A 12,511-nucleotide genomic window follows, 5' to 3' on the forward strand; every position below is an offset into this window, starting at 1 on the left:
TCATTCATTAAACTGTATTTGCCTGACCAGACGAGGGGCTGTTTCAATCAAGAATATGCCAATAAAAGCGCAGGCTAATGAAACACTACCAACGATCAGCATTGGGGCCTTCAGACCAATATGGTCAGCTATTCCACCGGCAATAACAGGCATTAGCACACCACCAACAAGTTCACTTATGGCTGTCGGTATGCCCACTGCGACTCCAATCATATTCCCTGGAACTGACTCCCCTGGAATAATTGCGAGAAAAAGTGGTGCGAGACTAAAACCAAAAATGCCAGCAATGAACAGAATAGAAAACATAGCGACAGGAGTATGTGTGTAAAACACGAACCCAAGCATGAGCACTCCATAAGCCGCGGCACAGGTAACGAGAACCGCACGCCTTCCAACATAGTCAGAAATTGCAGGGCCTACAATCATTCCAATAAAACCGCCAAATCCCCAACCGGATACAATCAAACCAGCAGTAGACAGTGGCAGGGATTTTACTTGGGTGAGATACAAAGTGACAAAAGTCGAAAAGACAAAGAGTCCGGTCTGGAATAATGAGCCAATGAGGGTTGTCAGCCAGATATTACGATAACACAGTACCTGCCAGAGATTATTTTTAGGCATGCTGTGTGAAGAGTTATGTGTAATACATGGCGACTTCATGGTCCTTATCAGCCATAGGGTGATAGCGAAACCAGGTATCCCTAAGATGAAGAAAATCCAGTGCCAGGACATATATCCACTCATCTGAGTGGCGATGACAGGACCCAATCCGATCCCAAGTAAAGGAAAAAATGATTGATGTAGTCCCAGATTCAAGCCTTTCTTCTCTGGCCGAGAGAAATCGGAGATTGCGGCTACACTACTGCTGAATACCCCACCTTCTCCAATTCCAAGCAGCCCTCTGACTATTAACATCTCACTAAAGCCTTTTACAACACCAGTAAAACAAGTCATAAGAGAAAAAAATGCCGATGAGAAGATCAATACTTTCTTTCTGCCAATAATATCCGATAGATTACCCAATCCCCATGATGAAACAGCCCAGGTAAGGGCAAGCACGGACGCAATAGCACCAGCCTGTAAGTTGTTGAGACCTAGCGCGGGTATCAATATCGGAAACAAATAAACAACGACCAGTCGATCAAGCCCCACAACGCCGAAAAGCAGGGCAAGCATTATAACCATCCGTTTCTCATAGCGAACATCATCAGGCGAAAATTTGCTCATCATCTTACCCTATTTAATATAGTTTTAATCAGGCTTCTTCATCTTCTGAAGAAGTGTTAACTCCATCATCAAATAGTGGAGCATCATTCCTGTGAACAGGACGCAAAGATTGGTTATTGAAAATTAACCGGGTGACATCATTTCGAGAATAGTGACCAACAGCATCCCCTGAAACCTTGGCCATTGTTACAGCATCAAGATTTATATCAGCGTAAAGAATACCTTCTTCGTCTTCACCAAGGGGGGCGACAAGGGAAGCACCATCAGGGCCATAAATGCGTGCGAAGCCACCACCGGTTTTGAGCAGTGCGCGTTGTTCATCGGTTGAGCATAAAAGGTCGACAGTGTCCTGAGGGGTGATTGCACAGGGCGCAATGACATAGCACTGGCCTTCAACGGCATAGGTGCGTGAAACAGCGGTATTAACCTCACCACCGATTGCGGGCGTCACTTCAGTATAAAGTGAGAAACTTGGCCACGCAGCGACATGAATCTGCTCATGCTGGCTGTACATGGCAAATTTTGTCAGAGGCTGAATATGTTCCCAGCAACATAGTGCACCTAGTTTACCCAATGCAGTTTCGTGCACGGCAATATCACCACCATCGCCCTCTCCAAATACAAGACGCTCAGCATGCGTAGGTTTCAGTTTGCGACGAGTAGCGATGGTTTTGCCTTTATCGTCAATGATTGCCTGTGACATATACAGGCTTCCGTTATCTCTCTCAGTAAATCCCATTACAAGGTGAATCCGGTTATCAGCAGCAGCTTTCTCAAGCCTCTGATATTGCTCACTTCCGACAACAAGCGCTTGTTTATGGTAGGCATTCATAAACTGCATTGTCCATGCAGGGGTGCCAAGCCAGACAAACCATGGGTAACCAGGCAGAAAATTTTCAGGGAACGCAACCAGACTGGCACCGTTTTTGGCAGCTTCGGTAATGATGGTTATCGCTTTGTCAATGCTGGCATCGAGGTTCATATAGACAGGTGCAGCCTGCACAGCGGCAACACGATAGGCATGAGAATAGATGGTCATACTGAATTCCTTAAACAGGAGGGGATTATCACTATCATTAGGTAAATTCAGTCAATGGAGTGAACCCTGTTTCCTGCTTGTTTTGACCTCACTTACTCCGTACAAAGGTTATTCTATCTTGTGAATACTGGCGGTAGCTTCATCAAAATCTTAAGCGTTAAAAATCCCAGCAGTGCTGGACTGATCTCGCGTTCGCAGACAAATAATGAGAATGGAATCGACCTGACCGCGAGGGGGATCGGTCTGAAGGTAGGGCGGATCAATTTTTGCGGGTCTTCCGCAACTGGGTGGAACCTTTCATGCCAGAGGACTCATTACCCGTCGCCTCAGTAACGCCAACCCGGCGCGTCCGTACATCTGCCGCTTCAGCATTTTCAGGCGATTGACGTGTCCTTCGACTACACCGTTACTCCATTTGCTGGTGATGGCTTCACATATTGCTGCTGCATCAGCTTCCATCCCGGCAGCAACACGCCGAAGCTCAACAGGACCGCTTTCGCTGACATCAGTGAACCACTTATTTAGTTGTTACTTATTTTTGGTTTTCTGGATCCGGTAGAAGTCCAGCACAAGTTCTTGTGCTATTTTCAGCTGCGGTTCTTTTCGCACATCAGCCCGATGAAGTGAGAAGCATAATTTTCTTCCCCCCTTATTATTCGCCATGGCATCAACCAACGGCTTACGCGAGAAGCTGACGGAAGACGGGCGGGTTTAGTAGCCAGGCCAGCCCCACATGTTCGCCATCTGGCAACCTCATCCCTGACGGTTGTTTCGCTACCCTCGAAGCCATTTGCCACCATTTCTTACCATATCTGGCTGGCATTATGATCACCGCGTTCGCGCCGTTCTTCCAGCCACTCACGCCATAGATTCAGAAGGCCGGGTCTTGTCGGGCGCGTCGGCATTTCAGGGAATGTACCGGACTGGATCCAACGCCTGACCGTTACACGTGATAATCCGGTGGTGCAGGATATTTCACGGATCCCACATCCGTTCTTATGAAGGGTAATTACCTCCACCCAGCGTTGATGACGTTTATTACGAGTCTGCTGTTTGAGACGCTCCGGGCGGCGGATATTTGCCGTTGGTATCTCTGGTTCAGATGATTTCTTTGGCGATATCTCACTGGCGACAAGACGTATCAGAGGCATATGTCTGTACATCATCCGTTCAAGTGCATCGCCTATGTTTTTCAGGAGGTGCCAGCGATCTGCCACCTGCCTTGCCTGAGGCGCACCTTCACTTGCTGCAGTAGCATAGATATCGCCACGATCGTGAGAAACAACCTGTATTTCAGGATATTTTCTGAACCAGGCTGCCAGAGCGCTGATCGCGACCGGGGAGCAGGACCAGAGGACGATGAGTCTCGAGATTGACTATTAAAGTACCGTAACGATGGCCTCGTTGCCATGCCCATTCGTCGATTCCTACATTTGGTGTAGCAGGTTGCTTTGTCTCAGGAGTGTCTATTACTCTGCGAAGAAGGGTATCCGCGCTGGTTCGCAGACCTGCCGCTGTTGCAGCCCGCCGTCCCGCTTCTCCACCGGCAATCAACCCCAGTTGATACTGTAATTTTTGCAGTGACTGCGAAACCTGCTGCCTTGAAGCAGCAAAAGGAGCCAGGGATTCGGCAAAGATTTTACGTGAACAGGATGGGTTACGACAGTACCAGTGGCGAACGGCAAATATCAGCCAGAGCGTCTGCCCGGAGCATGGCAGATGCTATATTCTGCGTCGTCGACAGCTGTGTACATAACTGCTGCGCTTCATGCATTCAGGGCAGCGCGAGGTTTTGCGCGTTGCCTGCAAATGGATGATCACTCCATCAGGGCCAGAAGTTTGTCGGATTGATTGCCACCCGCCAGGCAGTTGCAAAAGCGTCTTAAGTGAAGGCATAGAGTTATCCATAACTTAAAACAGCTTAGGTCTTTGTTATCTAATAAGTTTAATTGTTTTTCTTCCACCCAAGTTGCGGAAGACCCTAAAAAATATACCAGCATCCAAAACGATCTCCGGCTGCCCCTGCTGTAAGAAGTAGCGCTGCAAACGTTAAAGTATAGGCGTCAACTACCCATTGTAGGCCTGTAATCCCCGTTCTGAGGCTGCTTCCTATTTCCGGAAGTGCAACATTGACTATCGTGATATCCAGTTGGACCACAAGAAAACCAAAGCTGTTCGCAAGTAAGGTGCCTGTTACGGAATTATCCGCTCTTTCTACAGCAACAAAAAGGTGGATGAGATTATCGAACAGGGGCTGGTGACCCTTGATGATGCCAAACGCGAAGCGCTTTTTGCCTCGGCCATTGAACTTGCCATCGCGGATGTGGCTCTGCTTCCGCTTTATCATCCCATCAACGTCTGGGGGCTGCGCAAACCTCTGAGCTATCCGGGACGCAGCGATGAGCAAACCATTGCCATGGAGATCGGCGTGGCTGGCGGCGCAGGCGCGCAAACATGAAACACCGGGATCTGATCCGCGCCGGGCTACTGGTACCGGCAGGCAATATGGCGCTGGAGTATGAACTGCCGCGCTGGTTGCCGGAGACGATTGCGTTGAACGTCGCGCGTGTGCGGCGTCCGGGCAGTACAACGTTTTCTGCCTCAGCGCTGGAAACGATGCAGCAAAATATCGCTCCGGCGCTCGACCAGATGGATCGTCTGCCGCTGAAGGTGGCGCTGTTTGGCTGTACCAGCGGCAGTTTTGTTGGCCGGCCCGATGCGCCGGAAGCGATTGAGCGGCAAATTACCGCGACCCTCGGCGTGCCCGCCGTGACCACCGCCCATGCCGTCATCAGAGCATTGCGCGCGCTGGGGGCGAAGCGAATTTTTATGATCACTCCTTACCCGGACGAAATTAATTTCGCCGAGGTGGCGTTTTTGCGCCGGTACGGCATAGAGACCACGGGCTATAAGTCGTTCAACTGTTCGTCGGCGTATGCGTCAGGCTGCCGCAAGGGGAGCACGGTTTATTAATTTCAGCCCGCTACGCACGGATATGCCGTCAGAGGCCCGAGCCGAATGGTGGGTAGTCGCCCACGGCAGCGATGCGGCGTTGATGCTGGCGTTGATTCACGAGATTGTCGTCAATGGAGATGCCGATCCGGCGTTTCTCGAACACTACTGCGAAGGCTGGCCGCAATTCGAAGCCTACGTACTGGGAAACGCCGACGGTCAGGCAAAAACGCCGCGCTGGACGGCGGAGATTTGCCGGATCCCGGAAGACGAGATTGCCTCGCTGGCCCGTGAACTTGCCGGGAAGCGGGTGCTGGTGACGGTCTCGCACTCCTTACAGCGCGCGGAGCATGGCGAGCAGCCAGTATGGCTGGCGCTGGCTGCGGTATTAGGCCAGCAAGGATTACCCGGCGGCGGCTACGCCTATGCGCTGGGGGCTACGGTAAACATCATAACGTGGTCGCCTTCCCGGCGCTTCCTCAGGGCGTTAATCAGGTTAAGACTTTTATTCCGGTGGCCAGGATTGCGGACATGCTGCTTCATCCAGGTGAAGGCTATGACTTTAACGGTCAGCGGCTGCTCTATCCGCATATCAAACTGGTATGGTGGGCCGGCGGCAACCCGTTCCATCACCATCAGGATCTCGGCAGGTTGCGTCGCGCCTTCAGCAAGCTGGATACGCTAATCGTTCATGAGCCCTTCTGGACCGCCACGGTGCGTCATGCCGATATCGTTCTGCCTGCCACCATGACCCTTGAGCGTGACGACATCGGCGGCACACCGACCGATCCTCTGTTGGTGGCAATGCAGAAAGTAAGAGCGCCGCAGGGCGAGGCGCGGGATGACTATACGATTTTTACGGCGCTGGCACGACGTTTTGGCGCGGAACATGCCTTTACGGAAGGTCGCAGCAGTCAGCAATGGTTGCGCCACCTTTACGCACAAATGCAGGAGAAACTAGCAGAGTATGGCATTAACGTGCCTGATTCGACGCCTTCTGGCAGGCAGGAACGCTGCTATTGCCACAGATTCAGGACGGCGATCGGCTGATGCGGGGCTTTCGTGCCGACCCGACCAGCGCGCCGCTGCCCACGCCCAGCGGGAAAATCGAACTTTTTTCACGCACTAGAGCCCGTTTTGGCTATGCGGATTGTCCGGGTCATCCGGCGTGGCTGCTGCCGGGGCAGCAACCCGATCGGCATCACTCCCTCTGGCTTATCGCGAACCAGCCTGCCACGCGACTGCATAGCCAGCAATGGAGCGCGCAGCACAAGCAAAAAAACGGGAAATATGTCAGATACACCCGCTGGACGCCGCGAAGAGAGCGATTTACTCGGGCGATATCGTGGAGATTTTTAATCCGCGCGGAGCGCTGCTGGCCTGCGCGAAGGTAACGGAGGACATCATGCCCGGTGTGATTCAGGAGCCGACCAGCACATGGTTCGATCCGCTGAAACCGCTGGCTGACGCGCCTTTTTGCGTCCATGGTAACCCTAATATCGTCACCCTTGACGAAGGCACTTCATCGTTGGCACAGGGGGGTACCGGGCAGATCGCCACGGTAGAGATGGTAAAATATGAGGGCGTTCTGCCGCCGGTAAAAGCGTTTATCCCTCCGCTGCTGACGGCAGCCATCAAGCCCCCGCCGGAGGTATAATGCTCTGCCCGCGATATTGCGGGCGCGTTTTAATTATCCAACTGGCTGATGATGGCAAGACGTGCGCGATAGCCGTTGCGGATATGCATACAGGCTGCCTCCTGCGCCGCCTCGGCATCGCGGCGGGCGAGGGCGTCGACCATTGCCTGATGCTCGCATTTCGCTTCTTCCGCCCGATCAGACAGCGCGTAGGTCGTGCCGCGCAGCAGAGAGAGGTGGATACGCAGGTTATCAAGCATTTCATTAAGATAAGGATTATGGGTGGAGCGATAAATCTGACGATGAAACAGGCGATTATGATCGTGCAGCGTTTTACTGTCGGTCATCGTTTTCTCCGCATCGACCATCCTTTGCAGGAGTGCGATTTCTTCATCGGATGCGGCGGTCACCGCCAGCTGCATGGCGATTTTTTCAAGCCCTTCACGGACGGCAAAAAGCTGACGCAGGCGATCGTAGCTGATATTGGCAACAATCAGCCCACGCTTGGGGCCCGGTTCCGCCAGGCCGAGCGTTTCCAGTCGGTGTAACGCCTCACGTATCGGCGTTCTGCTAAGACCAAACTGCGCTGCCAACCGCGTTTCCTGTAACCGTTCGCCGGGGAGAAGTTCGCCGCGTTCAATCGCGGTAATCAGTATCTCAAAAGGTGACGATGTCACATCACGCTCGCCAGGTTTTAAGTTCATAATTTTTAATAAATATTTTCCAGTTTGCAGGTAAGGCTGCTGGGGTCGAGTGCAATTGATGATAGCGTCATATTGCCACAGTAAATAATGTTTTATCGCTCATTTTGTTATTAGCATAGCTAAATAACATCTTTTGACCTTCGCTACGTCGCTGATATGTTTACGTCATGATTTATTGTATACAAATGAATTCAATTAATCATTGTATTGTTTTATATGATTTATTTTAGTTACCAGCATCAGGGAAACCATCATGACGATATCAGACGTCGCATCTGTCCCATATCCGCGAGGGGCGCAACTCAGCCATTTTATTCATCACGCACATGAAATTCGCATCCCTGCCCCGGTTCTGCATGAAGCGAAACGCGCGTTGATCGATTACCTCGGCGTGGCACTCGGGGCGGTGAATGACGATGCGGTACGGGCGGTACGGCAGGTTGCCCGCGTCTGGAACGCGACGGGCGAGGCGCGCATCCTGCTTGGCGGAACGACGACGCCGGGGCTGGCGGCGCTGATTAACGCCACGATGGCGCACGCGGCGGATTATGACGATACTCATCCCGCCGGGGCGGGGCATCCTGGCGGCCCGTGCTGGTCGACGGCGCTGGCAATGGCGCAGGCGCATCCGGTCAGCGAGGAACGCGTGCTGAAGGCGTTTATCGCCGGATTTGAAGTGATGGCGAAACTGGGCGGCGGCTGGGTGCCAGGCGTCGGACGCAATCTGCAGCGCCGCGGCTTTCATCCGACCTCGATCGTCGGGCGAGTCGGGGCTACGGCGGTAGCCTCTTCAATTCTCGGGCTTAACGAAGCACAAATACAAAACGCGCTCGGCGCGGCTGCGACCATGATGGGTGGACTGCAAAAATCCTCCGGTACCCACGGCAAGCCTTTCCATGCGGGTAAGGCGGCAATGGACGGTATTCTTGCCGCGCAGATGGCGTCCGAAGGTTTTGTCGGCGCGCACCATTTCTATGAAGCCGACGGCTGGGTAAAAAACTTTATTCAGGACGGCAGCGCGGAGCTCCCGCCGCTTGATTTCGGCGAAAGCTGGGAACTGCTGACCAATGGCTACAAGCTGTATGCCAGCTGCCGTGGAACGCATGCCTCCATCGAGACCGCCCGCCAGCTTTACCCCCAGCTTAAAGGACGGAAGATCGTTCGCATCAAGGCAAAGGTGCATCCAATGGGAATGGTGAACGCGGGGATCCTCAATCCGCAAACGCCGCTGGAGAGCAAATTCAGCATTCCGCACTGCATTGCGCTGGCGCTCAGCGGGTACGCGCTTACCGATACGGATTTTACGCCGCAAACGGTGGCCGATCCCGCCGCCCGCGCGCTGCTGCCGCTAATGAACGTGCAGGCCGTTGAGGGGCAGTCCGCTAGTTCGGCGTTTATTGACGTCTGGCTGGAGGACGGCGAGAAACTTCACGCCGCGACTGAGGTGTATCGCGGCCACGCGCAAAACCCGTTAACCGATGAGGAGCTGCACGCCAAATTCGACTCTCTGGCGATTCCTGCTCTGGGTGAAGAGTGCAGCAGCGCGCTCTACCAGGCCGCCGCGCATTTTGACAGTCCCGGCTCGCTGGCGCAGATTACCGCGCTGCTGGCAGGCGACAACGCCGACTTTAGTAAGGATACCTATTAATGACCATCGCCCGACAAATGGCAGCAAACCTGCTGCGCTTCTCGCGCCAGACGTTTTCACCGGCAGCGCAGGAGCTGGCGCGAACCGCCATTATTGATACGCTCGGCGTAACGCTGGCAGGTGGCGTGCAGGACGGGGCGGAGAAACTTCGCCATGTGATTGCGCCTTCTGCGGCAGCCGGCAAAAGCCGCGTTTTTGGTACCGATTTGCGCCTGAACGCGCTGGATGCCGCGCTGCTGAACGGCGTATCGTCCCATCTGCTGGATTTTGATGATTCCAACTCCTGGCTGCATGGGCATATTTCTGTCGCCGTGCTGCCCGCCGTGCTGGCGCTGGCGGATCAATATGAGATTAACGGCGAGGCGATCGTGCGTGCTTATCTTTGCGGGTATGAGACCGCCGTGCGGATGGGCAAAGCGGTCAGCCCGTTCCAGTACCGGCACGGCTGGCATCCGACGACGACCGTGGGGATTTTTGCCGGTGTTGCCGCCTGCGCCGTACTGCTGGCGTTAACGGAAGAACAAACCGCGACGGCGCTATCAATTTGCGCGTCATTATCTTCCGGCATTAAATCCAACTTCGGCAGCCAGACCAAGGCGCTGGTGGTGGGGCAGGCGGCGCGCAGCGCGGTCATGGCGGCCCTGCTGGCGCGCGAAGGCTTCAGTGCCGGACAGACGGCGTTTGAGCACCATCACGGCTATTTCAACGTTTTCAACGGCAGCGACAACGTCGACCCATCCGCGCTGACCGAATCCTGGGACTGTACGCCGTACATTCTTGATACCGAAAAGAGCAACAACTTTAAATATTTTTCCTGCTGCTACGCCATCCTGTCACCGGTAGACGGCGCGCTGGCGCTGCGCGAGCAGACGGGACTCAGTCCGCAGCAGGTGGAGCGTATTGAGGTGCAGGTCCATCCGATCCGTTTCCCTCATATCAATATTCCACAGCCGGAGAATCCGCTGGCGGGGAAATTCAGCCTGCATTATTGCGTGGCGCGTGCCTTTGTCGCGGGCACCCTGACGCTGGACGATTTTATTGAAAACACGCGTTTTGCCGATCCGGTAACCCAGGAATTATTGCGCAAGGTGACGCTGAGCTGCCATGACCAGCCGACGACCCACAGCGCGTACGTGACGCTGACCGCCACCGACGGACGACAGTTTCATCAGCATATCGCGGGAGCCCGGGGCTCCAGCCCGACAAACCCACTGCCGGAAGGCCTGCTGGCGCAAAAATTCCTCGATTGCGCTGGCCGGGTGTTGTCTCCTGACGATGCGCGGGGGCTGCATGCGCGCCTACTGCAAGACGACTATCGCTGAGCGGAGCGGCCATGACATTACAGTTAATCCCCGCCGATATTTCGCCGCTGTTTGCTGGCGTTATGGTGTTTTGCAGCTTTTTTACCTCGGCGCTGACGGTCGCTATGGGCCTGGGCGGCGGCACGGCCCTGCTGGCCGTGATGGGGCTGGGGATGCCGGTAGCCAGTCTGATGCCGGTCCACGGGATGGTGCAGCTGGGATCGAATCTCAGCCGTACGTTCATTCAGCGTATTTACGTCGTCTGGCCGCTGGTGCTGTGGTTTTTGTTGGGCAGTGCCGTCGGTATCGCTCTCGGCGCGCCGCTGGCGGCCGCGATTCCGGACAGCTTGGCGCGTATCGCGTTAGCGGCGTTCATCCTGTGGACGGTTTTTCACAAGCGTGGCGAGGCGAAGCCGCTGAACAAGCTATTTTTCGTCATCGGCGGCGGGATCAGCAGTCTGGGGACGATGATTGTTGGTGCGACCGGCCCGATGGTCGCCGGGCTTATCAGCTCTCAGGGGCTGAAACGGCAGCCGCTTATCGCCACACATGCGACCTGCATGGTGCTTCAGCACGGGCTTAAGATTCTGGCCTTCGGCCTGATGGGGTTTGCCTGGTCCGCATGGCTGCCGGTGCTGACGGCGATGATCATCAGCGGGGCGCTGGGTACCTGGCTGGGCTCGCGGCTGCTCGATAATCTGCCGGAAAAATTGTTTCGCATGGTGTTCAGGCTAACGATGCTGCTGTTGAGCGCACAGCTGATATGGCAGGGCGTGCAGGGATGGCTGAGTTAGACCATTTTCTCATTTGTTCCGGCATATTCGTTATTTGCCAGGGGCTGGGGGATGCGCTGAACATAGTCAGACAAGTTGATAGAAAATATTAGTAAATATAAAAAATTAACCGGGAAAAGGGGCGATTATGCGCAAAAGTATCAAAACGGTGGCGGCAATTCTGCTGATTGCGTCCGGGAGCTTCGTCCTCCCGGCGTATGGCGCAGACGCGTCCGCCAGCAGCGGCGAAACGCTGAAGAAAATTAAAGCTCGCGGAGAGCTGATTTGCGGCGTGCATCCTGCGCGCCACGGCTTTTCCTCCATCGATAATAAAGGCAACTGGGTAGGGCTGGATGTGGATTTTTGCCGCGCGCTGGCGGCGGCCGTTTTTGGCGATGCGAGAAAAGTCCGCTTTACGCCGCTCTCTACGGCACAGCGATTTCCGGCGATTCAGTCCGGAGAAGTGGATGTGCTGTCGCGCAATATCACCGCGACCCTGACCCGCGACGTGTCGCTGGGTCTGAATTTCGCGCCGCCTAACTTTTATACCGGCACCGGCTTTATGGTGCGCTCCAACAGCGGAGTAAAGAAGATTGAGGACCTTGACGGCGCGACCGTCTGCATCACGCCCGGCAGCAGCACCGAGCAAAACGTGGCGCAGATCTTCACCTCCCGTCATCTGCACTATACACCGGTCGTGATTGAGAATAACAAAGAGTACGTTGCCGCCTACTTGGCCGGGCGCTGCGACGCGATCGCTCGCGACAAGGTTGCGCTGCCGGGAGTGAAAAACTTCGACGCGGAAAAGCCGGAAGACCATACGATCCTGCCGGGTATCTATTCGAAGGAGCCGCTGGCCATGGCGGTGCGCAAAGGTGACGACCAGTGGTTTGATATTGTTAAGTGGGTGGTTTATGCCACTTTCAACGCGGAGGAGCTGAAGATCAGCCAGGCGAACGTGGACGAGCAGCTGAAATCCGCCGATCCGGATGTCCAGGCCCTGTTGGGCGTGAGCGGCGACTTTGGTCAGAAGCTGGGGCTGGATAATAAATGGGCTTATAACGTGGTGAAGCAGGTCGGTAACTACGGCGATATTTATAACCGCCACTTTGGGCCGCAAAGCACGGAACCCCTCGATCGCGATCTGAATAAGCTATGGAACGACGGCGGCCTCCTGTATGGCTTACCGATTCGCTAATCTGAGCGTCCCTGCGAGCAGGGACCTTTCTTT

12 protein-coding genes and 1 pseudogene are annotated in these 12,511 nt (G+C 54.6%); 9 read left to right on the plus strand and 4 right to left on the minus strand.

Annotated elements, in window-relative coordinates; translation table 11 throughout:
- From GO007_RS15630 to GO007_RS15640, 3 genes and pseudogenes are all read right to left on the minus strand, one after another.
- Entirely contained in the window at nucleotides 1-1,230 is a 1,230-nt protein-coding gene (locus GO007_RS15630; RefSeq protein WP_198389050.1) for an MFS transporter, read from the minus strand.
- A gap of 25 nt (nucleotides 1,231-1,255) precedes the next feature.
- Entirely contained in the window at nucleotides 1,256-2,266 is a 1,011-nt protein-coding gene (locus GO007_RS15635) for a carbon-nitrogen hydrolase family protein (RefSeq protein WP_095101457.1), read from the minus strand.
- 297 nt (nucleotides 2,267-2,563) lie between these two features.
- Nucleotides 2,564-4,174, minus strand: a pseudogene (locus GO007_RS15640) (ISL3 family transposase).
- Between the two features lie 322 nt (nucleotides 4,175-4,496).
- Here GO007_RS15640 and GO007_RS15645 point away from each other — a divergent pair.
- The 5 genes from GO007_RS15645 (at nucleotide 4,497) to GO007_RS29580 (ending at nucleotide 6,875) form a co-directional block, all read left to right on the plus strand.
- On the plus strand, nucleotides 4,497-4,724 hold the full coding sequence (locus GO007_RS15645; protein WP_157349237.1) for a hypothetical protein: 228 nt from the start codon (nucleotides 4,497-4,499) through the stop codon (nucleotides 4,722-4,724).
- Complete coding sequence (locus GO007_RS29565; protein ID WP_095101459.1) at nucleotides 4,721-5,239, plus strand: maleate cis-trans isomerase family protein; 519 nt, start codon at nucleotides 4,721-4,723, stop codon at nucleotides 5,237-5,239. The genes GO007_RS15645 and GO007_RS29565 overlap by 4 nt, the downstream gene beginning before the upstream one ends.
- Nucleotides 5,240-5,261: 22 nt before the next feature.
- Nucleotides 5,262-5,903, plus strand: coding sequence for a hypothetical protein (locus tag GO007_RS29570; protein WP_370525578.1), 642 nt, complete (start codon nucleotides 5,262-5,264; stop codon nucleotides 5,901-5,903).
- Nucleotides 5,816-6,268, plus strand: coding sequence for a molybdopterin-dependent oxidoreductase (locus GO007_RS29575; protein ID WP_370525575.1), 453 nt, complete (start codon nucleotides 5,816-5,818; stop codon nucleotides 6,266-6,268). Before GO007_RS29570 ends, GO007_RS29575 begins: the two co-directional genes overlap by 88 nt.
- 205 nt (nucleotides 6,269-6,473) lie before the next feature.
- Entirely contained in the window at nucleotides 6,474-6,875 is a 402-nt protein-coding gene (locus tag GO007_RS29580; protein ID WP_370525568.1) for a molybdopterin dinucleotide binding domain-containing protein, read from the plus strand.
- 29 nt (nucleotides 6,876-6,904) lie between these two features.
- Here the strand turns inward: GO007_RS29580 and GO007_RS15660 are convergent, their stop codons facing one another.
- Entirely contained in the window at nucleotides 6,905-7,531 is a 627-nt protein-coding gene (locus GO007_RS15660; RefSeq protein WP_223261783.1) for a GntR family transcriptional regulator, read from the minus strand.
- A 280-nt stretch (nucleotides 7,532-7,811) separates the two neighbouring features.
- On the opposite strand from GO007_RS15660, the gene GO007_RS15665 reads away from it, so the two are divergent.
- From GO007_RS15665 to GO007_RS15680, 4 genes are all read left to right on the plus strand, one after another.
- Complete coding sequence (locus GO007_RS15665; protein ID WP_095101463.1) at nucleotides 7,812-9,206, plus strand: MmgE/PrpD family protein; 1,395 nt, start codon at nucleotides 7,812-7,814, stop codon at nucleotides 9,204-9,206.
- Complete coding sequence (locus tag GO007_RS15670; protein WP_095101465.1) at nucleotides 9,206-10,528, plus strand: MmgE/PrpD family protein; 1,323 nt, start codon at nucleotides 9,206-9,208, stop codon at nucleotides 10,526-10,528. Before GO007_RS15665 ends, GO007_RS15670 begins: the two co-directional genes overlap by 1 nt.
- An 11-nt stretch (nucleotides 10,529-10,539) precedes the next feature.
- Nucleotides 10,540-11,301 (plus strand): sulfite exporter TauE/SafE family protein, encoded by a 762-nt coding sequence (locus GO007_RS15675; protein ID WP_095101467.1) that lies wholly within the window; start codon nucleotides 10,540-10,542, stop codon nucleotides 11,299-11,301.
- Between the two features lie 127 nt (nucleotides 11,302-11,428).
- Nucleotides 11,429-12,478: an amino acid ABC transporter substrate-binding protein gene (locus tag GO007_RS15680; RefSeq protein WP_095101469.1), complete on the plus strand. Its 1,050-nt coding sequence runs from the start codon at nucleotides 11,429-11,431 to the stop codon at nucleotides 12,476-12,478.
- Nucleotides 12,479-12,511 lie beyond the last annotated feature (33 nt).

The sequence above is a fragment of the Klebsiella sp. 10-1 genome (genome assembly GCF_009758445.1).
In the GTDB taxonomy this organism is placed as follows: Bacteria; Pseudomonadota; Gammaproteobacteria; order Enterobacterales; family Enterobacteriaceae; genus Klebsiella; species Klebsiella scottii.